23 protein-coding genes and 1 pseudogene are annotated in these 23,345 nt (G+C 70.9%); 11 read left to right on the top strand and 13 right to left on the bottom strand.

The window, feature by feature from the left end; translation table 11 throughout:
- Nucleotides 1–15: 15 nt before the first annotated feature.
- Together QFZ26_RS13160 and QFZ26_RS13155 are read right to left on the bottom strand one after the other, a co-directional pair.
- Nucleotides 16–1,242, bottom strand: a complete 1,227-nt coding sequence (locus QFZ26_RS13160) for a sugar ABC transporter substrate-binding protein (protein WP_307042813.1) — start codon at nucleotides 1,240–1,242, stop codon at nucleotides 16–18.
- Nucleotides 1,243–1,340: 98 nt separating this feature from the next.
- Nucleotides 1,341–2,345 carry a LacI family DNA-binding transcriptional regulator gene (locus tag QFZ26_RS13155; RefSeq protein ID WP_307042810.1) on the bottom strand — a complete coding sequence of 335 codons (1,005 nt, stop codon included), beginning with the start codon at nucleotides 2,343–2,345 and terminating at the stop codon, nucleotides 1,341–1,343.
- Nucleotides 2,346–2,545: 200 nt separating this feature from the next.
- Here QFZ26_RS13155 and QFZ26_RS13150 point away from each other — a divergent pair, with 200 nt between their 5' ends.
- Both QFZ26_RS13150 and QFZ26_RS13145 read left to right on the top strand, forming a co-directional pair.
- Complete coding sequence (locus QFZ26_RS13150) at nucleotides 2,546–4,519, top strand: glycoside hydrolase family 127 protein (protein WP_307042808.1); 1,974 nt, start codon at nucleotides 2,546–2,548, stop codon at nucleotides 4,517–4,519.
- A gap of 164 nt (nucleotides 4,520–4,683) precedes the next feature.
- A complete protein-coding gene (locus tag QFZ26_RS13145) occupies nucleotides 4,684–5,319 on the top strand; it encodes a dihydrofolate reductase family protein (protein WP_307042807.1) in 636 nt (211 codons plus the stop codon).
- A gap of 30 nt (nucleotides 5,320–5,349) precedes the next feature.
- Here QFZ26_RS13145 and QFZ26_RS13140 read toward each other — a convergent pair whose 3' ends face one another.
- Complete coding sequence (locus tag QFZ26_RS13140; RefSeq protein WP_307042805.1) at nucleotides 5,350–6,369, bottom strand: NAD(P)-dependent alcohol dehydrogenase; 1,020 nt, start codon at nucleotides 6,367–6,369, stop codon at nucleotides 5,350–5,352.
- A gap of 123 nt (nucleotides 6,370–6,492) precedes the next feature.
- Here QFZ26_RS13140 and QFZ26_RS13135 point away from each other — a divergent pair, with 123 nt between their 5' ends.
- Entirely contained in the window at nucleotides 6,493–7,194 is a 702-nt protein-coding gene (locus QFZ26_RS13135) for a TetR/AcrR family transcriptional regulator (RefSeq protein ID WP_307042803.1), read from the top strand.
- Nucleotides 7,195–7,267: 73 nt separating this feature from the next.
- Here the strand turns inward: QFZ26_RS13135 and QFZ26_RS13130 are convergent, their stop codons facing one another.
- Nucleotides 7,268–8,452 carry an MFS transporter gene (locus tag QFZ26_RS13130; protein WP_307042801.1) on the bottom strand — a complete coding sequence of 395 codons (1,185 nt, stop codon included), beginning with the start codon at nucleotides 8,450–8,452 and terminating at the stop codon, nucleotides 7,268–7,270.
- Nucleotides 8,453–8,544: 92 nt separating this feature from the next.
- Here QFZ26_RS13130 and QFZ26_RS13125 point away from each other — a divergent pair, with 92 nt between their 5' ends.
- From QFZ26_RS13125 to QFZ26_RS13110, 4 genes are all read left to right on the top strand, one after another.
- The gene (locus tag QFZ26_RS13125; RefSeq protein WP_307042799.1) at nucleotides 8,545–9,012 is read left to right on the top strand and encodes a winged helix-turn-helix transcriptional regulator; all 468 of its coding nucleotides are present in this window, start codon (nucleotides 8,545–8,547) and stop codon (nucleotides 9,010–9,012) included.
- Nucleotides 9,013–9,106: 94 nt separating this feature from the next.
- The gene (locus tag QFZ26_RS13120) at nucleotides 9,107–9,856 is read left to right on the top strand and encodes a DUF2306 domain-containing protein (protein WP_307042796.1); all 750 of its coding nucleotides are present in this window, start codon (nucleotides 9,107–9,109) and stop codon (nucleotides 9,854–9,856) included.
- Nucleotides 9,857–9,861: 5 nt separating this feature from the next.
- Complete coding sequence (locus QFZ26_RS13115) at nucleotides 9,862–11,022, top strand: sensor histidine kinase (protein ID WP_307042794.1); 1,161 nt, start codon at nucleotides 9,862–9,864, stop codon at nucleotides 11,020–11,022.
- Nucleotides 11,019–11,672 (top strand): response regulator, encoded by a 654-nt coding sequence (locus QFZ26_RS13110; RefSeq protein WP_307042792.1) that lies wholly within the window; start codon nucleotides 11,019–11,021, stop codon nucleotides 11,670–11,672. Before QFZ26_RS13115 ends, QFZ26_RS13110 begins: the two co-directional genes overlap by 4 nt.
- Nucleotides 11,673–11,706: 34 nt before the next feature.
- Here the strand turns inward: QFZ26_RS13110 and QFZ26_RS13105 are convergent, their stop codons facing one another.
- From QFZ26_RS13105 to QFZ26_RS13095, 3 genes are all read right to left on the bottom strand, one after another.
- Nucleotides 11,707–12,180: a hypothetical protein gene (locus tag QFZ26_RS13105; RefSeq protein WP_307042790.1), complete on the bottom strand. Its 474-nt coding sequence runs from the start codon at nucleotides 12,178–12,180 to the stop codon at nucleotides 11,707–11,709.
- An 834-nt stretch (nucleotides 12,181–13,014) separates the two neighbouring features.
- Nucleotides 13,015–13,950: an aldo/keto reductase gene (locus QFZ26_RS13100; protein WP_307042787.1), complete on the bottom strand. Its 936-nt coding sequence runs from the start codon at nucleotides 13,948–13,950 to the stop codon at nucleotides 13,015–13,017.
- 41 nt (nucleotides 13,951–13,991) lie between these two features.
- Complete coding sequence (locus QFZ26_RS13095; protein WP_307042786.1) at nucleotides 13,992–14,864, bottom strand: aldo/keto reductase; 873 nt, start codon at nucleotides 14,862–14,864, stop codon at nucleotides 13,992–13,994.
- Between the two features lie 102 nt (nucleotides 14,865–14,966).
- Between QFZ26_RS13095 and QFZ26_RS13090 the strand changes: the two genes are divergently transcribed.
- Nucleotides 14,967–15,959 carry a LysR family transcriptional regulator gene (locus QFZ26_RS13090; protein WP_307042784.1) on the top strand — a complete coding sequence of 331 codons (993 nt, stop codon included), beginning with the start codon at nucleotides 14,967–14,969 and terminating at the stop codon, nucleotides 15,957–15,959.
- A gap of 32 nt (nucleotides 15,960–15,991) precedes the next feature.
- Here QFZ26_RS13090 and QFZ26_RS13085 read toward each other — a convergent pair whose 3' ends face one another.
- Nucleotides 15,992–16,354 carry a hypothetical protein gene (locus QFZ26_RS13085; RefSeq protein ID WP_307042781.1) on the bottom strand — a complete coding sequence of 121 codons (363 nt, stop codon included), beginning with the start codon at nucleotides 16,352–16,354 and terminating at the stop codon, nucleotides 15,992–15,994.
- Between the two features lie 19 nt (nucleotides 16,355–16,373).
- Here QFZ26_RS13085 and QFZ26_RS13080 point away from each other — a divergent pair, with 19 nt between their 5' ends.
- Nucleotides 16,374–16,859 (top strand): hypothetical protein, encoded by a 486-nt coding sequence (locus tag QFZ26_RS13080; RefSeq protein WP_307042779.1) that lies wholly within the window; start codon nucleotides 16,374–16,376, stop codon nucleotides 16,857–16,859.
- A 9-nt stretch (nucleotides 16,860–16,868) separates the two neighbouring features.
- Here QFZ26_RS13080 and QFZ26_RS13075 read toward each other — a convergent pair whose 3' ends face one another.
- The 5 genes and pseudogenes from QFZ26_RS13075 to QFZ26_RS13055 all read right to left on the bottom strand — a co-directional run bounded on the left by QFZ26_RS13075 (nucleotide 16,869) and on the right by QFZ26_RS13055 (nucleotide 22,288).
- On the bottom strand, nucleotides 16,869–18,473 hold the full coding sequence (locus QFZ26_RS13075) for a carboxylesterase/lipase family protein (RefSeq protein WP_307042777.1): 1,605 nt from the start codon (nucleotides 18,471–18,473) through the stop codon (nucleotides 16,869–16,871).
- Nucleotides 18,474–18,545: 72 nt separating this feature from the next.
- A pseudogene (locus QFZ26_RS13070) lies at nucleotides 18,546–20,070 on the bottom strand (ATP-dependent DNA ligase).
- Nucleotides 20,071–20,178: 108 nt separating this feature from the next.
- The gene (locus tag QFZ26_RS13065) at nucleotides 20,179–20,544 is read right to left on the bottom strand and encodes a MarR family winged helix-turn-helix transcriptional regulator (RefSeq protein WP_307042776.1); all 366 of its coding nucleotides are present in this window, start codon (nucleotides 20,542–20,544) and stop codon (nucleotides 20,179–20,181) included.
- 68 nt (nucleotides 20,545–20,612) lie between these two features.
- On the bottom strand, nucleotides 20,613–21,035 hold the full coding sequence (locus tag QFZ26_RS13060; protein WP_307042774.1) for an SRPBCC family protein: 423 nt from the start codon (nucleotides 21,033–21,035) through the stop codon (nucleotides 20,613–20,615).
- A 335-nt stretch (nucleotides 21,036–21,370) separates the two neighbouring features.
- Nucleotides 21,371–22,288: a patatin-like phospholipase family protein gene (locus QFZ26_RS13055; RefSeq protein WP_307042772.1), complete on the bottom strand. Its 918-nt coding sequence runs from the start codon at nucleotides 22,286–22,288 to the stop codon at nucleotides 21,371–21,373.
- Between the two features lie 211 nt (nucleotides 22,289–22,499).
- On the opposite strand from QFZ26_RS13055, the gene QFZ26_RS13050 reads away from it, so the two are divergent.
- On the top strand, nucleotides 22,500–22,778 hold the full coding sequence (locus QFZ26_RS13050; protein ID WP_307045077.1) for a DUF1905 domain-containing protein: 279 nt from the start codon (nucleotides 22,500–22,502) through the stop codon (nucleotides 22,776–22,778).
- Between the two features lie 57 nt (nucleotides 22,779–22,835).
- Nucleotides 22,836–23,243 carry a hypothetical protein gene (locus QFZ26_RS13045; RefSeq protein WP_307042770.1) on the top strand — a complete coding sequence of 136 codons (408 nt, stop codon included), beginning with the start codon at nucleotides 22,836–22,838 and terminating at the stop codon, nucleotides 23,241–23,243.
- The last annotated feature ends 102 nt before the right edge of the window (nucleotides 23,244–23,345 follow it).

The following is a 23,345-nucleotide window of genomic DNA, read 5'->3' as shown; positions in this document are numbered from 1 at the left end:
CGGTGGTGCTGTCGACTACTTCTCGAGCTTCTCGGCTGCCATCGCCTGCGCCTCGGCAAGCGCGTCCGCCGGGGACGACGCCCCGCTCAGCGCGTTCTGCACGGCGGTGTAGAGCTGCTCCGAGATCACGCCGTACGAGATGCCGAGGTTGTCGGCGGTGCGGGGCTTCGCGTCGCCGACGGCGCTGGTCCAGAACTCGAGCGACGGGTCGGCGGCGAGCTGGTCGGCCTGGCCGTCGGCGGTCGGTGCGACGTAGCCGAGCGCGGTCGCGCCCGTGTCGCCGCTGCTCAGGCATTCCACGATCTTGGCGGATGTCTCGTAGCGCGACGTGTCCTCCTGGATCGGGATGGTGATGAACTCGCCGCCGGTCGGAGCCGGAGCGACACCACCGTCGATGCCGGGGATCTGGATGGACTCGTAGCCGGCCTCGTCGGCGGCGGACTTGAACCACGAGCCGTTCTCGGCGAAGCCGTACTCGCCCGTGAGGAACTCGTCCCAGCTGGTGCCCTGCGTGTTCGAGATCACCGAGTTCGGGGCGAGACCCGTGCTCACCCAGTCCGTCCACAGCTGGAGGGCGCTCTCGGCCTCGGCGGAGTCGAGGGCCGTGAGGTCCGCGCCGGCTCCCCAGAACCACGGGAGGAACTGGAACGAGCCCTCCTCGGTGCCGACCGCGGAGAACGTGATGCCCTTGCCGCCCGACGCGACGATCTGCTCGAGGGCCGCGGTGAGCGACGCGTAGTCGGCGACGGAGGCGATGTCGACGCCCGCGGCCTCGAGCACCGCGGGGTTGTAGTAGAGGCCCAGGGTGTTCGCACCGACCGGCACGCCGTAGACCTTGCCGTCGATCTCGCCGGCGCTGAGGATGTTCTCTTCGATGTTCGACACGTCGAAGCCGTTGTCCTCGGTCGTCGTCAGCAGGCCGGCATCGGCGAGCGTTGCGACCTTGGGGTTGTCGACCATGGCGATGTCGGGCAGGTTGCCGGCCGCCGTGGTGAGGTCCTTCACCGTGTCGCCGGTGTTGCCGCTGTTGCGCTTGATCGTGATGCCGAGGTCGGCGGCGCAGGCGTCGATGGCCTGGGCCCAGGTCGACTCGGCGTCGCGGTCGGGGTACGGGTCCCAGAGCGTGTACTCGGCGGACTCCGTACTCTCGCCCGGGCCCGAGCATCCGGTGAGCGCTGCGGCTGCCACGCCGACGGTGATGATGGCGGCGCCGAGCGTGCGCGCCGTGTGCGATGTTGCCACGGTATTCCTCCTTGAATGGTGCGGTGGTGATTCTTTGGTGTCTGTCGAACCGGTTCGACACTCAGGCCGACGAATGCCTGTCGGCGTGGAGCGAAGAGTCAGCGGGTACTGCCTCGATCCGTCAGTTCGGGTGCGATGAATCGGACCACGGGCGCACCGGCGCTGTCGGGATCCTGCATTCGCTGCACGAGCGCCTGGACCGCTGCGCGGCCCAGCTTGTCCGGCGAGGTCTCGATTGCCGTGTACGGCAGCGAGAACAGTCGGCCGAAGTCTTCGGAGAAGATGCCGACGACCGAGAGGTCGTCGGGAACCCGCACGCCGCGGGCGTTGAGCACCGGCGGCAGGCCGGCGATCATGGCGTCGTTGTGCACGATCATCGCCGTGGCGGTCGGGCGCTGATCGAGGATGGAGTCGAGCGACTCGGAGATCGCCGGCTGCTGCGTCTCGCCGTCGTAGGGATAGATCCGCAGCCCGTATCGCGCGGCGCGCTCGAGCGCGGCATCGCGGAAACGCCAGGCGTAGGCCCCGCCTCGGGTGATCACGTGCTCGTGCGGGGAGATCAGGATGATCTCGCGATGGCCCAGGCCGTGCAGGTGGTCGACGAGCATCCGCGCGGCCTCGCCGAAGTCGAGGTCGAAGACGTCGAGGCCCTCGGTGTCCTTCGGGAGGCCCACGAGCGCCCCGGGCTGGCGCGCGGCACGGAGCGGAGGAACCCGCTCGTCTTCGTGGGCGACGTTGAGGAGCACGACCCCGTCGACCATGTCCGAGTCGGTGATGCGGCGCAGCGCCTTCGGACCGTCGTCTTCGGTGACCATGAGGATGTCGTAGCCCGCTTCACGGGCGGCATCGGAGATCGGCAGCACGTACTGCAGCATCGCCGGCGAGAACTCGTCTCGGAAGAACTGCACCAGGAGGCCGATGACCATGGTCTGCGAGGTCGCGAGCGCCCTCGCCCCCGCGTTCGGGGTGAAGCCGAGCAGGTCGATCGCCGACTCGATGCGTTCCCGCGTCTCACTCGAGATGGTGCGCTTGCCGGAGAGTGCGTACGAGACGGTGCTGCGGGAGACCCCCGCCGCCTTGGCTACATCGCCGATCGTCGCCACACTCGTCCCGTTCTTCTTCGAACCGATTCGATTATTCTCATCGGATTATGGCGGATCAAGCCCCGTTCAGTGTCGTCGAACGCGAATATTTCGCGAAGAGTTGTCGAACGGGCGTCTTGAATCCGTCTGGATGAGACGATACGGTAATCGAACCGGTTCGACAATACAAGTCCCCGGAACTCCCCGATTTCGAACGACCGATGAGGACGCACAACGCCGTGAACAGCTCCGCCTCTCTGCACCTCACCTCCGTCCCGACCGCGCTCGGGGGGCCGATCGCACCGTCGCGGGGGGCGCTCCGCCCGCTCGGACTCGGCGACGTGACGATCACGGGCGGCCTGTGGGGGCGCATGCAGGAATTGAACGCAGACGTCATCATCGACCACTGCCTCGGCTGGATGGAACGCATCGGCTGGATCGCGAACTTCGATCGCGCTTCCGGCGCCGCTTCGGGCGAGCATGCCGGCATCGAGTTCGTCGACTCCGAGGTGTACAAGCTCCTCGAGGCAATGGCGTGGGAGCTCGGACGACGACCGGATGCCGCGCTCGAGGCGCGCTACCGGGCAATCGTGTCCCGCGTCGCCGCCGCGCAGGACGACGACGGGTACCTCCACACGAGCTTCGGGCGCGCCGGACAGCGCCCGAGATACAGCGACCTCGAATGGGGCCACGAACTGTACTGCCATGGGCACCTCATCCAGGCGGCCGTCGCCCGGCTGCGTACGGGCCACGACGACGAATTGCCCGCGATCGCACGCCGGCTCGCCGACCATCTGCACGCCGAGTTCGGTCCCGATGGCCGGACGGCGGTGTGCGGGCATCCCGAGATCGAGGTCGCCCTCGCCGAGTTCGCCCGCGCGACCGGCGAGGCCCGCTACCTGGAACTCGCCCGGCTGTTCGTCGAACGGCGGGGCCACGGCAACTTGGCCACGACACTGTTCCAGGGGCACGAGTACTTCCAGGACGACGTGCCGGTACGGGAGGCCGAAGTGCTGCGCGGCCACGCGGTGCGGGCGCTCTACCTCTCCGCCGGCGCCGTCGACATCGCCGTCGAGACCGGAGACGACGAGCTGCTCGCCGCGGTCGAAGCCCAGTATCTGCGCACGATCGCCCGCCGCAGCTACCTCACCGGCGGGGTCGGCGCACACCACCAGAACGAGGAGTTCGGCGACGACTTCGAGCTGCCGTCCGACCGCGCCTATGCCGAGACGTGCGCAGCGATCGCGTCGGTCATGCTGAGCTGGCGCCTGCTCATGCAGACGGGCGACGCGGGGTACGCCGACCAGATCGAGCGAACCCTGCTGAACGCCGTGCTCGTGTCGCCGCGCGCCGACGGCCGGGCGTTCTACTACGCGAACACGCTGCACCAGCGCACGGCCGGGGTCGCGACCGACGACGACGAACTCAGCGAGCGTGCCGAGGCGAGCATGCGGGCGCCGTGGTTCGAGGTGTCGTGCTGCCCCACCAATGTCGCCCGCACGCTGGCGTCCGTGGCCGGGTACTTCGCGACGACCGACGGTGACGGGGTGCAGCTGCACCAGTACGGCTCGTACACGGTCGACACCACCCTCGACGACGGCGAGCGCTTCGCGCTCCGCGTCGAGAGCGAGTACCCGAACGACGGGTCGGTGCGCGTCGTCGTGCTGGCTGCCCCCGCCCGCCTGGTGCACGTCTCCCTGCGGATCCCCGCGTGGGCTCACGGGCGAGCCGAGGTCGCCGTCACGGGCGCGGGCTCCGACTCGCTCCCCGGCAGAACGACGGTGGCGACCGAAGGCGTCTTCACGTTGCAGCGCAGCTTCTCGGCCGGCGACGTGATGGAGCTCCGGCTCCCCCTGGAGCCGCGCTTCAGCCGCGCACATCCGCGCGTCGACGCCGTGCGCGGCCAGGCTGCCGTGGAGCGCGGTCCGCTCGTGCTCGCGCTCGAAGACGTCGACCTTCCCGACGGCATCGATGTCGAGCATGTGGAACTCGACCCGACCTTCGCTCCCGTCGACGATGGCGACGGCGCGATCGTGCGACTGCGCCATCGAACGGCACCTGAGGATGCGTGGGCGTACGCGCCCGCGGCGACCGGGTTCGGCGAGCTCTTCACCGCGAAGCTCCGGCCCTACAAGGACTGGGCGAACCGGGGGCCATCGACGATGCGGGTCTGGATGCCGGTGTCGGGCGGATGACTCGGCTCCCGTCGCGACCGTTCGTCGTGACGGCCGAGCGCCAGGGGGTTCCGTCCAGCGCGCGCGTTGCGAGAGATTGGAATCGCGATGTCGAAACCGCGGCACCCCGTTCGATGTCCAGGTAGAGGCGGCATCCGCTGCCCGTTCATTCGAAGGAGCACATCATGGGAATCATCGCAGTCGACCTCTTCATCACCCTCGACGGGGTCTACCAGGCGCCTGGTGCCCCTGACGAGGACCGCGAGGGCGGCTTCGAGTTCGGCGGCTGGCAGGGCGCGTACTTCGACGACGAGTCGGGTGCGTCGATCGGCGTCGGCATCGATCGTCTGCAGGCGCTGCTGCTCGGTCGTAAGACCTACGACATCTTCGCCCCGTACTGGCCGGCGCGGCCCGCAGGCGACCCCATCGCCTCCAAGTTCAACGCGGTGCCGAAGTTCGTCGCCTCGCGCACGCTCACCGACCCGAGCTGGGAGGGAACGACGGTCGTGACGGATGTCGCGGCCGAGGTCCGCGCGATCCGCGACCGCTTCGACGAGATCCACGTGATCGGCAGCGGCGACCTCGTGCAGACGCTCCTGAAGGAGCACCTCGTCGACCGGCTCAACCTCTGGGTCTACCCGATCACGCTCGGCACCGGGAAGCGACTGTGGACCGATGGGCTCGTGCCCTCGGCCTTCACGCTCGCCGAGCCGCCGAAGGTCTTCCCGAAGGGCGCGATCCAGCTCGTGTTCGAGCCCGCGGGTGAGCCCGTCACCGGCGTCGACATCTCGGAGATCGAGGATGGGCGCGCGGAGCCCTGAGCCCTGAGCGGCCCGCGCGCCGAGGGCCGTCTACCCGATGCGCAGGACGACGTTGCCGCGCTTTCGGCCGGTGTCGACGTAGCGGTGCGCCTCGACGATCTCGTCGAGGTCGTAGACGCGGTCGACCACGGGCCGGAACTCGCCGGCCTCGGCGAGGCGCACGATCGTGGCGAGGTCGACTCCGCTGACGGGTGCACCGGTGAAGGTCACGAGCTTGCCGGAGCGCTTGCGGTCGCGTGACGCCGTCAGCATGCTGTGCAGGCTCGTGATGACGAGCAGCAGCGCGCCGCCGGGCCTGATCGACTGCCCGACGCGCTCGAACGGCGCGTTGCCGACGCATTCGACGATCACGTCGTAGCTCTCACCGGCGGCGGCGAAGTCCTCGACGCTGTAGTCGACGACCCGATCGGCGCCGAGTGACCTGGCGAGCTCGGCGTTGCCACCGCTGCAGACGGCGGTGACCCGGGCGCCACGCTGCTTCGCGAGCTGCACGACGGCGGTGCCCACCGCTCCGGATGCCCCGTTCACGAGCACCTCGGCGCCCGGCACGATCTCGACGTGGTTCAGGAACGCGAGCGCCGTGTGCCCGCCGAAGACGAGCGCGACCGCTTCCTCCCAGCCGAGGTTGCGGGGCTTCCGCGTGACAGCGGAGGTGGCCGGGTTCACACACACGTACTGGGCGTGCCCGCCGAAGGCCGCGCCGAGCATGGCGATGACCTCATCGCCGGGCGCGAACCCGGTGACCTCGTCGCCGACGGCCTCCACGACGCCCGCGGCATCCATGCCGAGCACGCGTTTGCGCGGTCGGAAGACGCCGAGCGCGAGCGGGCCGTAGAAGCCGAGCCCCTTCGGCAGGTCGCGGCTGCGCGTGCGGTGGTCGGCGATGCTCACGGTGCTCGCGTGCACTCGGATGAGCACCTCGTCGCGTTTCGGCGTGGGCTTCGGAATCCGCTCGATTCCGACGACTTCGGGCCCGCCGAAGCGGCGGGCGGCGGCCGCCCGCATACCGGTGCCGGTGCCGGTGCCCGCGATCATGGCTGTGCTGCTCATCTCGATCTCCTACCTTACGTTGTACGACTTACAACGTAAGGTATCGTGGAATCGAGCGATTGTCGAGAGCTGCGGCGAAGTCGCCCCACACGCTTGTACCGTGGTCTCGAGAGGAGGGCGCCAGTGTCTTCAACGGCCGAGCAGCGCGCCGAGCGCCGCACCCCGCTGACCCGAGCCCGCGTGCTGCAGACCGCCGTCGACCTCGCCGACACGGCCGGCATCGACGCCCTCACCATCCGCCGCCTCGCCGAGCAGCTCGGCGTCGAGCCGATGTCGCTCTACTACCACCTGCCCAACAAGGGGGCCATCCTCGACGGCATCGTCGACCTCGTCTTCACCGAGGTCGAGGCGGCGGCGGGGGGCTTCGCCGTGCCCGAGACGGATGCCGCGTGGAAGTCGGGCCTGCGCGCACGCATCCTCGCCGCCCGCACCGTGATGCTGCGGCATCCGTGGGCCCCCGGCGTCCTGGATTCCCGCGCCGATCTCGGTCTCACGACCGCACGGTACGTCGACTCGGTCGTCGGCACCCTGCGGTCCGGCGGGCTCTCGTACGACCTCATCCACCACGCGATGCACGCGCTCGGCAGCCGCATGTTCGGGTTCTCGCAAGAACTCGGCGAGCCCGATGACGCCTCTGCCGACGCCGCCGCCATGGAGCAGATGGCGGCCCACGTGCCGCACCTCGCCGCGATGCTCGCGGTCGTGCGCCACGTCGACCCCGACTCCACGCTCGGCTGGTGCGACGACCAGTTCGAGTTCGAGTTCGGGCTCGACCTCATCCTCGACGGTCTCGAGCGACTGGCGGGTCGCGACGGGAACGCGTAGGGAGCGTGCCGGTTGCGTCGCCGATCGCCTCCGCGCCCTCTTCGATTCGGCGGCGCAGGCACGGCGCGCGCGACTACGGCGTGACCGGCACCCGCCGCGGAGCGTTGGCGACGACGAGCGCGGCGACGCCGAGGAGCAGGATGAGCGGCGCACCGAGGTCGAGCGCCAGCTGCAGTCCCGACGTCGTCGCGAGCACGCCGAGCCCCAGGGCGGCGAGCGCCTGCACGAGGTAGCCCACGACGTAGGCGGCCGAGATCACGCCCGCCCGCTGGTGCGTCGGGGCGCTCATCGTGACGAGGCCGAGCCCGCCGGAGAACATCAGGCTGTAGCCCGCGCCGGCGATGAGCGACGACGCGACGAATGCCGGCAGCGAGTGGGCGAGGCCCGCGACGATGAGCAGCGCCAGGCCGGCGACCGCGAGCGCGGGTCCGAGGGTGACGGCGAGCCGGGGGCGAAGCGGGCGCGCGAGCACGGCGACGACGCCGATCGCCACCGCCGACAGCGAGATGATCGCGCCGTCGACGAACGCATTGTCCGAGCGAACGAGGTCGCGCGCGATCTGGGCACCGAGCGCGAGGAAGATCGCGCCCATGGCGTACGCCGCCGAGATGCCGAGCGTCCCGGCGATGAAGGACGGTCGCTCGTCTCGAGGCATCCGCGGCAGCCGGGGACGCCACGGCCCCGCAGCTTCGTCGCGCGTGTGGCGCGGCAGCAGCGCGGCGAAGGCGAACACGACCGCGGTGACCGCCGTGAGCACCCAGAAGCTCAGCCGCATCGGGTTCGGCGCGTACTGCACGAGCCCACCCCCGACGAGCGTGGCGAGCGCGAGTCCGGTCGCGGTCGAGGCCGTCGTCGTGGAGCTCGCCCGTCGCGCGCCGCCGGGTCCGCCGAACTCCACCATCGCGGCGGTCGCCGGGCTGAGCGCGAGCCCGACCCCGACGCCCATGAGCGCACGCCCGACGAAGACCCAGGTGAGGTCGGGAGCCAGGCCGAACGCGAGCGAGCCGGCGCCGAGGGCGGCGAGGCCCATCAGGATGACCGCTCGGCGGCCGATGACGTCGGACAGGTTGCCGAAGACGATGAGCACCGGCACGAGTGCGATCGGATACACCGCGAAGATCGCGGTCGTCACCGAGGGTTGCAGCTGCCACTCCGCTGCGTAGAGCGGGTAGACCACGGTCGGGGCCCCGCTCGCCCAGAGGGCGAGTCCGGCGACGGATGCCGCGGTCCAGAAGCTTCCGCGCGCTGCGAGAGTCATGAAGGCCGCCTTTCGGGCGTGAGCGTCTGAGTTGGATTCTCCAAGTTAGCAGGCTGAATCGGTTTTTCCAACTCAGTTGCTATACTCGAGTCATGGACTCCCCGGTGAACGGAAGCGGCGAACGCTGCTCCATCGCCCGCAGCCTCGAGGTGCTGGGGTTGAAGTGGTCGCTCCTCGTCGTGCGCGAGGCGATGTGGGGGCGCACGCGCTTCGCAGAGTTCCGCTCGCGCCTCGGCGTCGCGCCCGACGTGCTCACCGACCGGCTGGCGCGGCTCGTCGACGCCGGCATCCTCGAGCGACGGCCCTACCGCGAGGCCGGCGAGCGCGAGCGCGAAGAGTACCTGCTCACCGACGCGGGCCGAGCGCTCCTCCCCGTGCTCGCGGCCATGAGCGCATGGGGCGATGAGCACCGGCCGAGCGGCTACGGACCGGCGGCGCTCTACGCCGACCGTGAGACCGGGGCATCCGCTCGCCTCGCCTTCGTCGACGACGAGGGTCGCGAGCTCGACCCCGCCGACATCGTCGTGGTGCGCGGGCCGGGCGCGATCTCGGCGGCGTAGCCCGAACGCCCGAGCCGCGCCTCGGCCGAAGGTACGACCGGGTTCGGGCCGTCGCGCCGATGCCGCCGGCCGCTCCGGCCGCCAGCATCGAGGCATGACCAGAGCCACCGGCCGCACCCGCGCCCCACACAACCCGCGCACCCCTCGCACGCCTCGCACTCGGCGATCGAGGTCGACCCGTCGCGAGTGGCTCGCGCCGTCGGGCCTCATCTTGCTCTGCCTCGTGCCGATCGCCGCCGGCGCATCGCGCCTCGGCCAGCTCACCGCCGGAGCCGAGACCTCCGACAACGAACGATTCTTCGACTCGCCGGTGCCCGTCATCGCGCACATCGTGAGCGTCACCGTCTACTGCCTGCTCGGGGCGCTGCAGTTCGTGCCGTCACTGCGTCGGCGCCCGTGGCACCGCCGCGTGGGGCGGGTGCTCCTGCCGGCCGGACTCCTCGCCGCGTCGACGGGCCTCTGGATGGCGTTCTCGCCCGCGCTCCCCAGCCACGACGGCGGGGCGCTCCTCGTGCTGCGGATCGTGTTCGGCACGTCGATGATCGCGAGCCTCGTGCTCGGGTTCCTCGCGATCCGCCGCGGCGACGTGCGCGTGCACAGCGCGTGGATGACCCGCGCCTACGCGATCGCGCTGGGCGCCGGCACCCAGGTGTTCACCGGGCTGGTGGGCGCCATCCTGCTGGGCGGCGAACCCGATGCCCTCGCCTGGGCGGTGCTCATGGGTGCGGGGTGGGTGATCAACCTCGCCGTCGCCGAGGTCGTGATCCGTCGTCGCGTCGCAGGATCCGGCCCGGCATCCCGTACTTCCGGCCGATCTGCGGCGGCGAGCGCCCGCCTATCATGAGGGGCATGACGAGCCCCCTCCGCGCGATGTGGGACGCTCCAGCAGCCGCTCCCCCGCCACCCCGGCGCGTGTGGCGCGACTGGGCGCTCATCGCGGTGATCCCGGTTACCGCGGTGCTCGAGGGGCTGGCCCGCCCCGAGCTGCCGTGGGTGTGGCTCTGGGTTATCGTGCTCATCGCGGTCGTGCCCACGCTCCTCTGGCGTCGCACCCACCCCCTTCCGATGCTCGCGATCGCGTTCGCGGTCACGGCGGTCGTCACGGCGGTGACCGGCGGCGACGCGCAGCTCGTGACGACCGCGTACCTGCTCCTCCTGATCTACGCGGTTGTGCGCTGGGGCTCGGGCCGCGCGATGGCGCTCGGTGCCGCGATCGTGGCGGCGAGCTTCCTCCTCTCGCTCCTGCTCGGCCCGGTGCTCCTCGGCGACCTCATCGGCTCCGTGGCGGTGCTCGCGATGACGAGCAGCCTCGGCGTCGCGTTTCGCTGGCGCGCCGCCGCGCGGGCCCGCGAGCTCGATCGGGTGAAGCTCCTCGAACGCGAGCAGCTCGCGCGCGACCTCCACGACACCGTCGCCCATCACGTCTCGGCGATCGCGATCCAGGCGCAGGCCGGCACGGCGGTGGCAGCCACAGATCCAGATGCCGCGGCGCGCGTGCTCCGCGTCATCGAGGGCGAGGCGTCCCGCACGCTCGCGGAGATGCGCTCCATCGTGCGTGTGCTCCGCCGCGAGGACGCCCCGGAGACGACCGCGCCGAGCGCGGGCATCGCCGATCTCCGCCGACTCGCGCAGCCCGGGTCGGGCGGCCCGGCCGTCGAGGTGCAGCTCTCGGGCGACGTCGACGCGATCCCGCCGACCGTGGCGGCCACCGTGTACCGCCTCGCGCAGGAGGGGGTCACGAACGCCCGGCGACATGCCCGCAACGCCACTCGGGTCGACGTGCGGGTGCACGCCGACGAGGCGGGCATCCGGCTCGACGTCCGCGACGACGGCGACGTCGCGGCATCCGTGGCGTCCGGGGCATTCGCGGCGTCTGCCACTCCCGGCTACGGCATCACGGGGATGACCGAGCGGGCGACGCTGCTCGGCGGCACGTGCGAGGCCGGCCCGGCGGCCGGCGGCGGCTGGGCGGTCACCGCGGTGCTCCCCCGAGCGGGCTGGTCGACATGACCGTGCGCGTGCTCGTCGCCGACGACCAGGAGCTCGTGCGCACCGGGCTGCGAATGATCCTCGATGCGCAGCCCGGCATCGAGGTGGTGGGCGAGGCGGTCGACGGCGCCGAGGCCGTGCGACTCGCGCGGAGCCTCCGCCCCGACGTCTGCCTCTTCGACATCCGAATGCCGGTGCTCGACGGCATCGAGGCGACCCGCGCGCTGGCGGGGCCCGACGTCGAGCAGCCGATCCCGGTCGTCGTGATCACGACGTTCGACCTCGACGAGTACGTCTACGCGGCACTTCGGGCGGGTGCGCGCGGGTTCCTCCTCAAGGATGCGGGCGCCGAGCTGCTCGCGCAGGCCGTGCACGCGGCGGCCCGGGGCGACGCGCTCATCGCCCCGAACATCACGGTGCGGCTGCTCGAGACGTTCGCGGGCTCGACGCCCGCGGTGCCCGCGCCGGCGCCCGCCGAGCCGCTCACCGATCGTGAGCAGCAGGTGCTCGCCGCGGTGGCGCGCGGCCTGAGCAATGCCGAGATCGCGGCCGAGCTCTACATCTCGCTCAGCACCGTGAAGACCCACGTCGGCAGCCTCATGGCCAAGCTCGGCGCCCGCAACCGCGTGGAGATGGCGATCTGGGCACTCGAGACGCGGCGCCCGTCGTAGCCGCCCGAGCACCCGACCCCGACGCCCCGACGCGTCAACGGCACGACTTCGACAGTTCGATGAGCTCGTCGGACGGGCGCCCGTAGTTGCTCTCGCCGTTGCCGTCGGCGGTGTGTCCCATGCCGATCGCCCAGGCGGTGGCCCATGCTTCGTCGTCGGCGGCGAGCTCGGGCGTGACGATGTCGCCGTAGCACTTCGAGGTGATCGCGTGCCCGACCTGATGGGCGACGAGCGCCACGACGTTCGGGTGATTCCACGCCTCGGCGACGCTGTTCGTGAGGGTGATCGTCGAGAAGCCGCCGCCCTGGGCATCCCACGTCGCCGTGCCCGCAGAGGTGCCGTCGCCGCCGAGTCCGTTCACCGTTGGCGCCCAGTCGAACTCGAGCAGCACCCCTCCCGCGATCGAACGGGCGAAGGCCTCGACCGCGACCCGGCGATCGTAGAGCGGACCGGCCTTCTCGGCCTCCTCGGCGGCGTGCGATGCCTCCACTGCGGTCGCGGCGGCCACGTACGCATCGACACGTGCCGCCGCATCGGAGGTCCACGTCTTCGCGCCTGCGACGCGCTCGACCGCCGTGCGGAAGGCGATCCGATCGAGATTCCTCGCCGAACCGTGCGCGGCCTCGAACGACCCCGGCGACCGGCTGGATCGCTGCGACGAACCTCAGCCCCGACTCCTTCGTGAGATCACCGGCGGCCGAGAGCGCGGCCGCGTGTCGTGCCGCCTCGGCGGCTCGGGCATCGAACTGCGCCGCTCCGGCTTCGAGCCGCTCCGACGCCCGGTCGAGATCGGCGTACCAGACCGGCCGCGGACGGGGCCGCATCGCCGGCTCCTCGTCGAGCCGTGCGCCGTTGTCGAGCAGGAGGCCGAGCTCGGCCGCGACCGTCGACAGCTCGCCCTTCGCTGCCGTGTCGATGAACGCGTCCGGAGCCACCAGCAGCTCGGCGGCGATCTCGCGCGTGGCCGTGGCATCCGCCTCGACCTCGCCGAGCCCGGCGATCGCCTCCCGCGCGTCCGCGACCGCGAGGCGATGGGCGGCGACGGCCTCCTGATAGCGGAGGTTCGCGGTGGCGTGAATCAGGAGGAATGCGCCGAGCAGGAGCAGGAGGAGGGCCGCGCCGACGAGCGCCGACGCTCGTGGCGGGCGAGCGTCGGGTCCGGCGCCGCGCGCGTCGGCGGACGCGTCGCGCTCGGGTCGATGCGGCGGCGGCGGGACGTCGATCGGCGGGCCGGAGCCGTTCGTCGGCGCTGCGTGGGAATCGCGGGCCACCCATGCAGTATTGCTCGCGTTTCCCTCCGCGACAACAGTCGCGGCCCTGCCACGCTCGTCCTGGCGCCGCCTCAGGGAACGAGCTGCCCCGCCGCCCGGAACAGTTCGTACCACTCCACCCGGGTGAGGGGGAGGTCGGAACCCTGCGCTGCGCCCGTGACGCGATCGGGGCTCGTCGTGCCGAGCACGACCTGCATGTTCGCCGGGTGACGCGTGATCCACGCGGTCGCGATCGCGATCGGCGGCACGTCGTAGGCAGCGGCCAGCCGGTCGATGACGGAGTTCAGCGCGACGTACTCGGGCGAGCCGAGGAAGACGCCGGTGAAGAACCCGGCCTGGAACGGCGACCACGCCTGCACGGTGATGTCGTTGAGCCGGCAGTAGTCGACGATGCCGCCGCCGTCGAGGCCGACCGACTGTTCCTCGCCCGACATGTTCGCGGCGGCGCCCTGCGCGATGATCGGCGCGTGCGTGATCGAGAGCTGCAGCTGGTTCGCGACGATCGGCTGGCGCACGTACTTCTTCAGCAGGTCGATCTGGCGCGGTGTGTGGTTCGAGACGCCGAACGCGCGCACCTTGCCCGCCGCCTCGAGCTCGTCGAACGCCCGGGCGACCTCCTCGGGCTCGACGAGGGCGTCGGGCCGGTGCAGCAGGAGGATGTCGATGTAGTCGGTTTCGAGCGCCGTGAGCGAACCCTCGACGGACTCGATGATGTGCTCGTACGAGAAGTCGAAGTACGGCCCGTCCTTGACGATGCCGGCCTTGGTCTGGATGGTGAGCTCGGCGCGCTGCGACGCGGTGAGCTGCATCGCCTCGGCGAAGCGGCGTTCGCAGCCGTGCAGGTCGTTGCCGTAGATGTCGGCGTGGTCGACGAAGTCGATGCCGGCGTCGCGCGCGGCACGGACGAGCGCACGCACCTCGTCGTCGGTCTTGTCGGCGATGCGCATGAGGCCGAGCACCACGTTGGGTGCCACGATCTCGGTGCCGGGCATGGTGATGGTCTTCATGGTGCTCCTTCTGGAGGGGTCGGTCACGCGAGCGGGCTCGGTCACGCGGCCTGGGCGAGCTCGGTGAGGCCGGCGAGCTCGGCGTCGGTCAGCGTGAGCTCGGCCGCTCGCACCGAGTCCTCGATGCTGCCGGGTCGCGAGGCGCCGGGAATGGGAATGACGACCGGTGCCAGCGCGAGCTCCCACGCGAGCGCCACCTGCTGGGGGCTGACGCCGTGCGCGTCCGCGACATCCTGGAATGCCGAGTGGTTCCGACCGACGTCACCGGCGCGACGGATGCCCCCGAGCGGCGACCATGGCAGGAACGCGATGCCGAGCGCCACGCAGTGCTCGAGCTCGACGAGGCTCGACCGGAACGCCGGAGAGAACTGATTCTGCACCGACACGAGACGACCGCCGAGGATCTCGTTGGCCTGGTCGATCTGCGCGACGTTCGCGTTCGAGATGCCCGCCAGCTCGATGACGCCCTCGTCGAGAAGGTCGCGGATCGCGCCCAGCGAATCGGCGTAGGGCACGCTCGGGTCGGGGCGGTGGAACTGGTACAACCCGATGGCGTCGACGCCCAATCGGCGCGCCGAGGCCTTCGCGGCCTCCTTGAGATACTCGGGGCGGCCGTTCTGCGTCCAGCTGCCGTCGCCGGGCCGCAGGTGTCCGCCCTTGGTGGCGATGAGCACCGCCGAAGTGTCGCCGCCATAGGAGCGCACGGCCCGGGCGATGAGCTCCTCGTTGTGGCCGACGTCGTTCGAGTGCAGGTGGTAGGCGTCGGCGGTGTCGATGAACGTGACCCCGGCGTCGAGCGCGGCGTGGATGGTCGCGATCGACCGGGACTCGTCGGGTCGCCCCTCGATCGACATCGGCATGCCGCCGAGGCCGATCGCGCCGACCGAACGTGTTCCGATGGTTCGTTGCTGCACGGAAGGACCTTTCGTTCGTGTGGGTTGCGAATTCACACTAGGGAGGGCCAAGCTAGAAGTCCAACAACTCATGCTGATGATATTCAGAAGCGGAATCGATCAATGGATCTTCGCCAGATGGAGTACCTCGTCGCGCTCGCCGACGAGCAGCAGTTCACCCGTGCGGCCGCGCTCTGCCGGGTCACGCAATCGGGTCTCTCGGCCGCGATCCGCAGCCTCGAAGACGAGCTCGGCACCACGCTGTTCATGCGCACGACCCGTCGCGTCGAGCCGACCGACGCCGGACTCGCGCTCCTCCCCTTCGCCCGATCGATGCTCGCCGAGGCCACGGCCGGCCGCGACGCCGTCGTGCGCGCCAGCCGCGAGCTCTCGGGTCAGCTGCGCGTCGGAGCCGAGCAGTGCCTCGGCATCGTCGACGTGCCGTCGCTCCTCGAGCGCTTCCGTCGCCGCTACCCGCTCGTCGACATCCACTTCACGCAGGCCGGCTCCCACGACCTCGTCGCGCAGGTGCTCGACGAGGAACTCGACGTCGCGTTCGTCGCCACGACCGAGCACTTGAGCCGGGTGACCCGCACCGAGCTCGGGAGATGGCCGGTCGTGCTGCTCTGCCCACCGGAGCATCCGCTCGCCGCATCGGCGCGTGTCGACTGGGCACAGCTTCGCGACCTCGACTTCATCGACTTCCAGGAGTCATGGGCGGTGCGCTCGCTCAACGACGCCGCCTGCGCCGCGCAGGGCGTCGGACGGCGGGTGCGCTGCACCGTGAACGACGTGCACACCCTGCTCGACCTGGTGCACCGCGGCCTCGGCGTGGCGCTCGTCCCCCAGCACGTCGCGGCGAAGCCGCAGGCCGCCGGGCTCGTGTCGGTGCAACTGGCGGCGAACACGGCACCGCAATGGGTCGTGTCCTCCGTCACGGGCAGTCCGGCCGCTGCATCCGCGCCCCCTGCTGCTCGAGATCCTCGACGCGGAGCTGCGCCGCAGCGATCCGGCGAGCGCCACCACCACGAAGGCGGCCAGCACCGCGCCGGCGGCGTGACACGCGCCGGTCCCGTCTCGCACGCACCGCCAGCGCACGGCATGCTGGATCGATGAGGACGGACCCCTTCGTACTGAGCGAGCTCGACTCACCGAGCCGCACCCGCCCGGCGCTGCTGGCGCTGGCCCGGGCGCAGGCCGCCCGCCGGCGACCGGTCGAGCTGCTGCAGCAGTGGCAGCGCGATGGCACGGCGCGGCCGTCGGACCTCGACCTCCGCGACGCGATCCGGCTCGACGGCCTCGCGCTCGCCGCCGCGGATGACTACGACGCCCTGCTGCTGTCGCCCGTCGCGCCGCTCGGTGCCGTGCTCGGTGCTCGCGCCGACGTCGCAGGACCGCACGCTCACCACGACCCGCGCGACCGAGGTCGTCTCCGATCCGACCAACTCGCTCGCGATCGAGGCGGCCGACCGGCTGTCGACCGACCCCGCCGCATCAGTTCGGCTGTGCACGGCGCACCAGACACTGCGGATGCAGCGACCCTCGTCGGAGCCCGGCCGATCACAGCACTTCCGCCTGTTCTGCCTGGCCGACGCGGCGCTCGGGCGAGCCGACCACGCCGTCGAGCTCGAGGCCATCACGCGCCAGCTCGCCGTCATCCTGGTCGCGATCCGATCGGCGGCGTCGCAATTCGGCCGCGACTACGGGCGTATCAGCGCCCTCCTCGAGACCGCGCCCGGCAGGGCGGGCCTCGCCGATCGCATCACCGAGGCGTTCCGAACCGGCGCCGTCGCACTCGACCTCGAGCACCGACAGCTGCAGTCCGACTACTACGAGGGCGTCCGCATCCAGCTGTTCGTCGACGGGCCCGATGGCCCCGATGGTGACCGCTCGGCGATCGCCGACCTCGGCCTCTTCGACTGGGTCGGCCAGCTTCTCGGCGACCGACGTGCCCGATTCATCGCGAGCGGCGTGGGCCTGCAGCTGCTCCCGGTGCTCGGCCGCTCGACCCGGTAGCTCCGACGCTCAGCCCGCGAGCGACGGCAGGAACCTGTTCCAGGCTCGCCGCTGTTGGCGCCGCGGATCCTGCTCGATGCGATCGACCACATCGATCATGAGCGTGCGTCGCGTGCGTTCGTCGTACCGCGGCCACGCCTCCTCGGGCAGCGCGCCCTCGGCGAACCGCAGCCAGAGCTCGCGCATGCGCTCGCCGACCGCCGCGTACTCCTCCTCGCCGCCGAGCGAGGTCATGAAGCGGGCGACCGGCGCGTCGGTCTGGTCGAAGAGCGCGAACATCTCGACGCCGTGCGTCGCGTCGATGCCGGCGACCTTGAGCAGCCGCGGGGCGAAGTCGAACCGGTACGACCAGACGGGCGCGAAGCGCGAATGGAAGTCCGCGACCCGGGTGCTGGGGTACCAGAACGCGTAGTCGCCGCCGAAGTCGGCGGCCGCCCGTCGCGTGGTGAGGCCGTCGTATGCCTGCCGCATCCCCTCCCGCGCTCGAGCGGGCGCACGCTCGAACATCGCCCCGATTCGCTCGGGCGTTCGCGGGAGGATGTCGACCCGCCCGCGGAAGATCGACCCCTCGCGCTCGTTCGTGCCGATGATGATCGGCACCCGGTGCGCGCGGCCGTCTCGGAACGCCCGCATCGGGGTCTGCGGCAGCACCTCGCCGTCGACGACCGGCGCCAGGCAGAACGAGCCGGGGTACGCGTCGGGAGTGCGAACCTGCAGCGCGGCGCACGCCGCCACCAGGTCGTTCGGGTCGGCGCCGGTCAAGAGCTCCCGGGTGCGACGGATGCCTCCGGCGTCGACGACACCGCGACCGGATCCGGGTGCTGCGGGCCCGGCGGTCTCACCGACGACGCCGCGCAGGAGTTCGACGTACTCCTCCGCCCAGAGGGCGGTCATCGTCCGCGAATAGGCCGCGTGCGGCGGTGGGCTCTGCGCGATCGCCCTGGTGAAGAGGCCGCGAGCGGAGGGGGTCGCCATGAGCGTCGTGACCGCGTTGCCGCCGGCCGACTCCCCGAACACCGTCACGTTGCGAGGGTCTCCGCCGAAGCCGGCGATGTTCTCGCGCAGCCAGCGCAGCAGTGCCACCTGGTCACGCAGCCCGAGATTGCTCGCGAAGATCCGCTCGGCGTTCGAGTAGCGGCTGAAGTCGAGGTAGCCGAGCGGCCCGAGCCGGTAGTTGAAGCTCACGTAGACGATTCGGCCGCTGCGCACGAACCCCTCGCCCTGTCCCGAGTATTCGCGCGACGATCCCGCGCTGTACCCGCCGCCGTGGATGAAGACCATGACGGGCAGTGGCGCCGAGGCGAGTTCCCGGTGGTGGGGCGCGTGCACGTTCACCGTGAGGCAGTCCTCCGACGAGGCATCCACCGCCGGCGGCGACCGCAGCAACCGATTGCCGAGCGTCTGCGGCGCGATGGCACCGAAGTCGAAGGCATCGCGGATGCCCTCCCACGGCACGGTGGGTGCGGGCGGCGCGAACCGCAGCTCGCCCACGGGCGGTGCCGCATACGGGATGCCTCGCCAAGCGAGCAGCCCGCGTTCCCGCACGCCGCGCACCATGCCGCCGGTGACCCGAACGACGAGTTGGTCGTCGGGTGGCCGGCGGCGATCCGTCATGTTCGCCCGTTGCTCACGCCTCATCACAGCACGGATCGGCGCCGCCCGACAGGGGTTCGCCGAATCCGAGCGCTACTCGCGAAGCAGGGCACGCAGCGTCTGGATCGTGTCGGCCTCTTCGGACCGCTTGTCGTCGCGGTAGCGCTTGACCCGCGCGAAGCGGAGCGCGATGCCACCGGGATACCGGCTCGAGCGCTGCACCCCGTCGATCGCGATCTCGACCACGGTGGTGGGCGCCACCCACACGGTGTTCTCCGTGCGACGAACCTCGATCTGCGGGAAGTACTCGGTCTGCCAGGTGAGCAGCGCGTCGGTGAGGCCCTTGAACGTCTTGCCGACCATCACGAACTGGCCCGGTTCGCCGAACTCGCCAGTCGGGTCGAGTGCGCCCAGATGCAGGTTCGACAGCAGTCCGGTGCGCCGGCCCGAACCCCACTCGCACGCGAGTACCACGAGGTCGTAGGTGTGCACGGGCTTCACCTTGATCCAGCTGGACCCCCGTCGGCCGGCCGCGTACGGCGAGCCGATCGCCTTGACGACGACGCCCTCCTGCCCGGCGGCGAGCGCGTCGTGCGACACCCGCTCGGCGACCTCGGGATCGTCGGTCACCTCGCCCGGGATGCGGTAGTCGCCGGCGATGCGCTCGAGTTCGCCGAGGCGCGTCGAGAGCGGCTCGTCGAGCAGGTCGCGCCCGTCGACGTGCAGCACGTCGAAGAACCACGGATGCAGCAGCGTCTCGCGTGCGGCATCGGCACCGAACCGGGACATCGTCTCTTGGAACGGGCGCGGCGCCCCGTCTTCGTCGAGCGAGAGCGTCTCGCCGTCGAGGATCACGTCGCGCACGGGAAGCCGCCGCACGACGTCGACGACCTCGGGCAGGCGATGGGTGACGTCGGCGAGGTTGCGGGTGAAGACGCGCACCTCGTCGCCGGCGCGATGCACCTGGATGCGCGCCCCGTCGAGCTTGTATTCGACGGATGCCTCGCCCGTCGTCGCCAGCGCGGCCGCGGCAGTCGATGCCGTGGCGGCGAGCATGGGCAGCACCGGGCGCCCGACGACGAGCCCGACGGACTCGAGCGCTTCGGCCGTGCCGGTGAGCGCGAGGCGCGCCGTCTCGCCGAGGTCGCCCGAGAGCATCGCCGCGCGGCGCACCACGGCACCGGGGCGATCGGCAGCCCGGGCGATGGCGTCGGTGAGCACTCCCTCGAGCGCGCCGGTGCGCATCTCGCCGAGCAGCACCCGCCCGATGAAGTCCTGCTCGCGCTCGGTGGCCCGGGCGGTGAGCTCGCGGAGCTCGCGACTGCGGTCGGTGGACGAGCCGGCACCGGATGTCGCCGGCCAGCCGCTCGAGCATCGCGTCGAGTTCGCCGACCGTGATGCTCGGGGCATCCGCCGCCTCACCCATCGCGGCCCCGATGCTGCGCCAGCCGACGCCGACGCGCCCCTGCCGCGGCTTGCCCACGAGGAACCCGACCGCGGGCGCGATCTCGTCGGGCTCGAGCCGTGCGAGCAACGCGGCGAGCGCGTCGACCTTCGCCAGCCGTGATCGCGTGGCGGTCACGGTTTCGGCAGTGGTCACGAGCTCATCGAGCAGCACGCCGCCAGTCTGCCACCGCCCGCCGACACCTGCGCGGTCGGCTACGGACCTGAGAGACCCGGCGCATGCCGACCACCGGACGCACCGTCTGCTGCCTGCTCGAGCGCATCACCGCAGCAGTGCACCGAGGTACCCGGTGAACGTGGCCTGGTCATGGCCGAGCGATGCGAAGAAGTCACGGTCGGTCGCTTCGACATCGCCGATCGCCGCATTGACGAGTCGTTCGCCGGCCGGGGTCGCCTCGACGTTGACGACGCGCGTGTCATTCGCGTCGCGATGGCGAGCGACGAGCACGCGCGCTTCGAGTGCGCGCAGCACCTGCGAGGTCATCATCGCGTCGACGCCCATGCTCCTCGCGAGATCCGCCTGGCTGACCGGCAGTGCGAGGTCGACGAGGCCGGCGAGCAGCACGAATTGCACGTGCGTGAGCTCGTGCGGGCGCAGCGCAGCACGCTGCTTCGCCTGCCACGCCATGCTCACCCGCCACAGCAACAGGCCTGGGCTGGCATCACGATGCTCGAACGTCGACCGAAGCCCCATCGTCAACCCCGCCCGTCCAGATGGGCCAGCAACCCGTCGAGGCTCGACTGGGCTGCACCGCGGAGGCTGCCGCCCATCACTCGCTTCCAGAGCCACGCGAGCGCACCATGCACCCGGATCTCCACGACCGCCTCGCTCCCACCCGGCACCGGCGTGACACGGTGCTCGAACGCGAGCCGAGCACCCGGCAGGGTTCCGGTATCGGTGAAGACACGATCCTCCTCGAACGCGCTCACGGCGAACGACAGCGGCGGACCCGACGTCGGCTTCAGCGTCCCGCGAGACCCCAGCATCGCAGGCCCGGCGAACCGCACCCACTCCAGGTCCGGATCCCATTCCGGCCACGTCGCAGGATCCGCCCATCGGGCGAAGACGGCATCAGGCGGATGACGCGTCGACGCGCGTCCGGAGCTCAACAGGATCACTCGGATAGTATGCGCGCATATGATCTGCTCCGCAACGCGGGGATCAGCCGGCGACACGGCGCCCGCGCAGCTCACCCGGCGATCTGCTCGCGGCTCGCCTCCCACTCGGGCCGGAGGATCGACATGACGATCGCATCGACGAAGGCGCCGTCGAAGCGGAGCGCGTCGCGGCGCACGCCCTCGACGACGAAGCCCGCCTTCTCGTAGACGCGCTGCGCCCGCGGGTTGAAGGCGAAGACCTCGAGCTCGAGGCGGTGCAGCTGCGTGGTGGAGAACGCATGGTCGACCGTGAGGGTCGAAGGTCATCATCACAGTATTCAGTGCCTCCGGAGCGGTCAGCGCCAGAATTCGGTCAGCTGCGCGGCACGGGCTCTGCCCTGCTCGAAACCGGCTCGAGCAGCAGGCGGACGCAGCGACAGGTCCATCGCATTGGCACCGAACATGTGCTCGTCTTCGCTCGTCGGGAAGATCGTCTCGACGATGCTGCCGCCCGCGCGGAGTTCGTCGACCTGAGTCGCGAGATGCGTGCCCCACTCCAGCGGCACCAGTGACCGGCCGCCGAATGGTGCCAGCACGAGCACTCGTCGGTATCCCGCGGCCAGATCGGCATTCTCGGCGTTGGACCGGAAGCCGCCGTCGAGGTATGGGTGATCCCCGATCCGGTAGGGAAGGCCACTGGCACAACTGGCGGCGACGGCATCCACGAGGTCGACTCCGCTGTGCCGGTCGAACACCACCGGTTCACCGGTGCCGGCATCGATCGCGGTGACGAGCACCGTTCGTTGCGGCCAACGCTCACTCGGCAGCCGCGAGGCGACGGTGGCGCGCCACTGCGATTGCCAGGAGCCGTCCGACGCCGCATCCACGTCGAGTGCCGCCGCGCCCACTCTCCGGCGCAGGTCCGCGGCATCATCAGCGGAGGCGATAATCGTGCGCATTCGCTCCAGGTGGTCCGCCACCGGCTTGATCGGACCGCGAGCGCGGTCGGATCCGGCTGGAGCGGTCCGTTGGTGCGGGGCGGCGGCAAGGATGGCCGCAAGCAGCTCGGTCGGGGTCGCGCCGGCCAGCTGGGCCGCGGCGGTCGAGCCGGCTGACGTCCCGATGGTCAGGTCCGCGGTGGTCACGTCGAGCCCGGCATCGAACAGGCCGGCGATCACGCCGATCAGCCACGCGTTGCCGGTCGATCCGCCGCCGCCGAGCACCAAGGCTCGCTCGCCCGATGCGGGCAGGGTTGAAGAAGTCGTCGTGTTCATGGGAGTCGCCTTTCGCGAATTTGCCTGTCGGGCGCTCCCGGCGACGACTACCTCAGTCGCGCGATCGTGGACTGCAGGGGAGCACCCACTGCGGATACTGCGTTCATGGGTCTCACCTCCTGCCGATGGATCACGATCGCCAAGACGTTAGCACGGCGGCGTCGCGGTGCTCAATCGGCAGAGACCGGGTAGCGTCGATCCGGTGGACTTGATGTTCAGCGGCGAGATCTGGTTCTGGCGGGGCCCGGCGCCGTGGCACTTCGTCACGGTGCCCGACGAGGAGAGCGCCGCGCTCGAGGCTGTAGCAGCGATGGTCACCTACGGGTGGGGCATGGTGCCCGTCACCGCGCGCATCGGCGACACCGAGTGGCCCACGTCGCTGTGGCCGAAGAACGGCGGGTACATCGTTCCGCTGAAGGCGTGGGTACGCGAGGCCGAGGGCATCGAGGTCGGCGATACCGTCGACGTGCGCCTGTCGGTCGGCGCCTGATGCCTCACCCCGCCGGTTCGGCGCCATGTGTTCGGCGCCCCTCGCTATCCTGACGGCGTGACAGATCGCCGAGAACCCGTTCGCGGCCCGCTCCGGGTGCTGCTCGTCATCATCTGGGCGCTCGCGGCGGTGGTGTCCGGGGTCGCCATCCTCTTCGGCGCGCTCACGTCAGCGCTCAACAGCGCCGGCTTCGAGACGACGTTCTCGAACCCGACCTCGCTGTTCATCCTGTGTCTGGTGGCGAGCATCGCCGCGGGTGTCTGCGGCTTCCTGCTCGGCGGCCGTTGGTGGACGGTGCCGCTCGTGGCCGCCCCCGCCCTCATCTTCGGCGCGAGCTTCCTGTTCACGGGCTCATGGGTTTCGACGGCGCTGCTGGCGAGCCCGATCATCGTGTGCGCCGGCGTCGCCTGCGTGCTGGCGCTCCCGCGGCGTCGCGTCGCTCGTCGGCCGCGCGACGTGATCTGACCCCACTCCCCTCTGGACTGTCGGGTGCGAAATGCCGCATCGCCCGACCACTCCGGATCGGGCATGCCAGTTCCCCCTCATCGATGAGGGGGAACTGTCATT

The sequence above is a fragment of the Agromyces ramosus genome (assembly GCF_030817175.1).
Lineage (GTDB): Bacteria > Actinomycetota > Actinomycetes > Actinomycetales > Microbacteriaceae > Agromyces > Agromyces ramosus_A.
Note: the sequence above shows the minus strand (reverse complement) of the source record. Positions and strands in the feature narration are given on the sequence as shown.

What these genes read in the sequence shown, in the direction of transcription:
- QFZ26_RS13140 (WP_307042805.1), bottom strand. Translation starts at nt 6,369, where the DNA reads ATGAGCAGCACAGCCATGATCGCGGGCACCGGCACCGGCACCGGTATG.
- QFZ26_RS13090 (WP_307042784.1), top strand. Translation starts at nt 14,967, where the DNA reads ATGGATCTTCGCCAGATGGAGTACCTCGTCGCGCTCGCCGACGAGCAG.
- QFZ26_RS13075 (WP_307042777.1), bottom strand. Translation starts at nt 18,473, where the DNA reads ATGACGGATCGCCGCCGGCCACCCGACGACCAACTCGTCGTTCGGGTC.
- QFZ26_RS13130 (WP_307042801.1), bottom strand. Translation starts at nt 8,452, where the DNA reads ATGACTCTCGCAGCGCGCGGAAGCTTCTGGACCGCGGCATCCGTCGCC.
- QFZ26_RS13120 (WP_307042796.1), top strand. Translation starts at nt 9,107, where the DNA reads ATGACCAGAGCCACCGGCCGCACCCGCGCCCCACACAACCCGCGCACC.
- QFZ26_RS13050 (WP_307045077.1), top strand. Translation starts at nt 22,500, where the DNA reads ATGTTCAGCGGCGAGATCTGGTTCTGGCGGGGCCCGGCGCCGTGGCAC.
- QFZ26_RS13150 (WP_307042808.1), top strand. Translation starts at nt 2,546, where the DNA reads ATGAGGACGCACAACGCCGTGAACAGCTCCGCCTCTCTGCACCTCACC.
- QFZ26_RS13080 (WP_307042779.1), top strand. Translation starts at nt 16,374, where the DNA reads ATGCAGCGACCCTCGTCGGAGCCCGGCCGATCACAGCACTTCCGCCTG.
- QFZ26_RS13125 (WP_307042799.1), top strand. Translation starts at nt 8,545, where the DNA reads ATGGACTCCCCGGTGAACGGAAGCGGCGAACGCTGCTCCATCGCCCGC.
- QFZ26_RS13110 (WP_307042792.1), top strand. Translation starts at nt 11,019, where the DNA reads ATGACCGTGCGCGTGCTCGTCGCCGACGACCAGGAGCTCGTGCGCACC.
- QFZ26_RS13055 (WP_307042772.1), bottom strand. Translation starts at nt 22,288, where the DNA reads ATGAACACGACGACTTCTTCAACCCTGCCCGCATCGGGCGAGCGAGCC.
- QFZ26_RS13145 (WP_307042807.1), top strand. Translation starts at nt 4,684, where the DNA reads ATGGGAATCATCGCAGTCGACCTCTTCATCACCCTCGACGGGGTCTAC.
- QFZ26_RS13115 (WP_307042794.1), top strand. Translation starts at nt 9,862, where the DNA reads ATGACGAGCCCCCTCCGCGCGATGTGGGACGCTCCAGCAGCCGCTCCC.
- QFZ26_RS13100 (WP_307042787.1), bottom strand. Translation starts at nt 13,950, where the DNA reads ATGAAGACCATCACCATGCCCGGCACCGAGATCGTGGCACCCAACGTG.
- QFZ26_RS13065 (WP_307042776.1), bottom strand. Translation starts at nt 20,544, where the DNA reads ATGGCGTGGCAGGCGAAGCAGCGTGCTGCGCTGCGCCCGCACGAGCTC.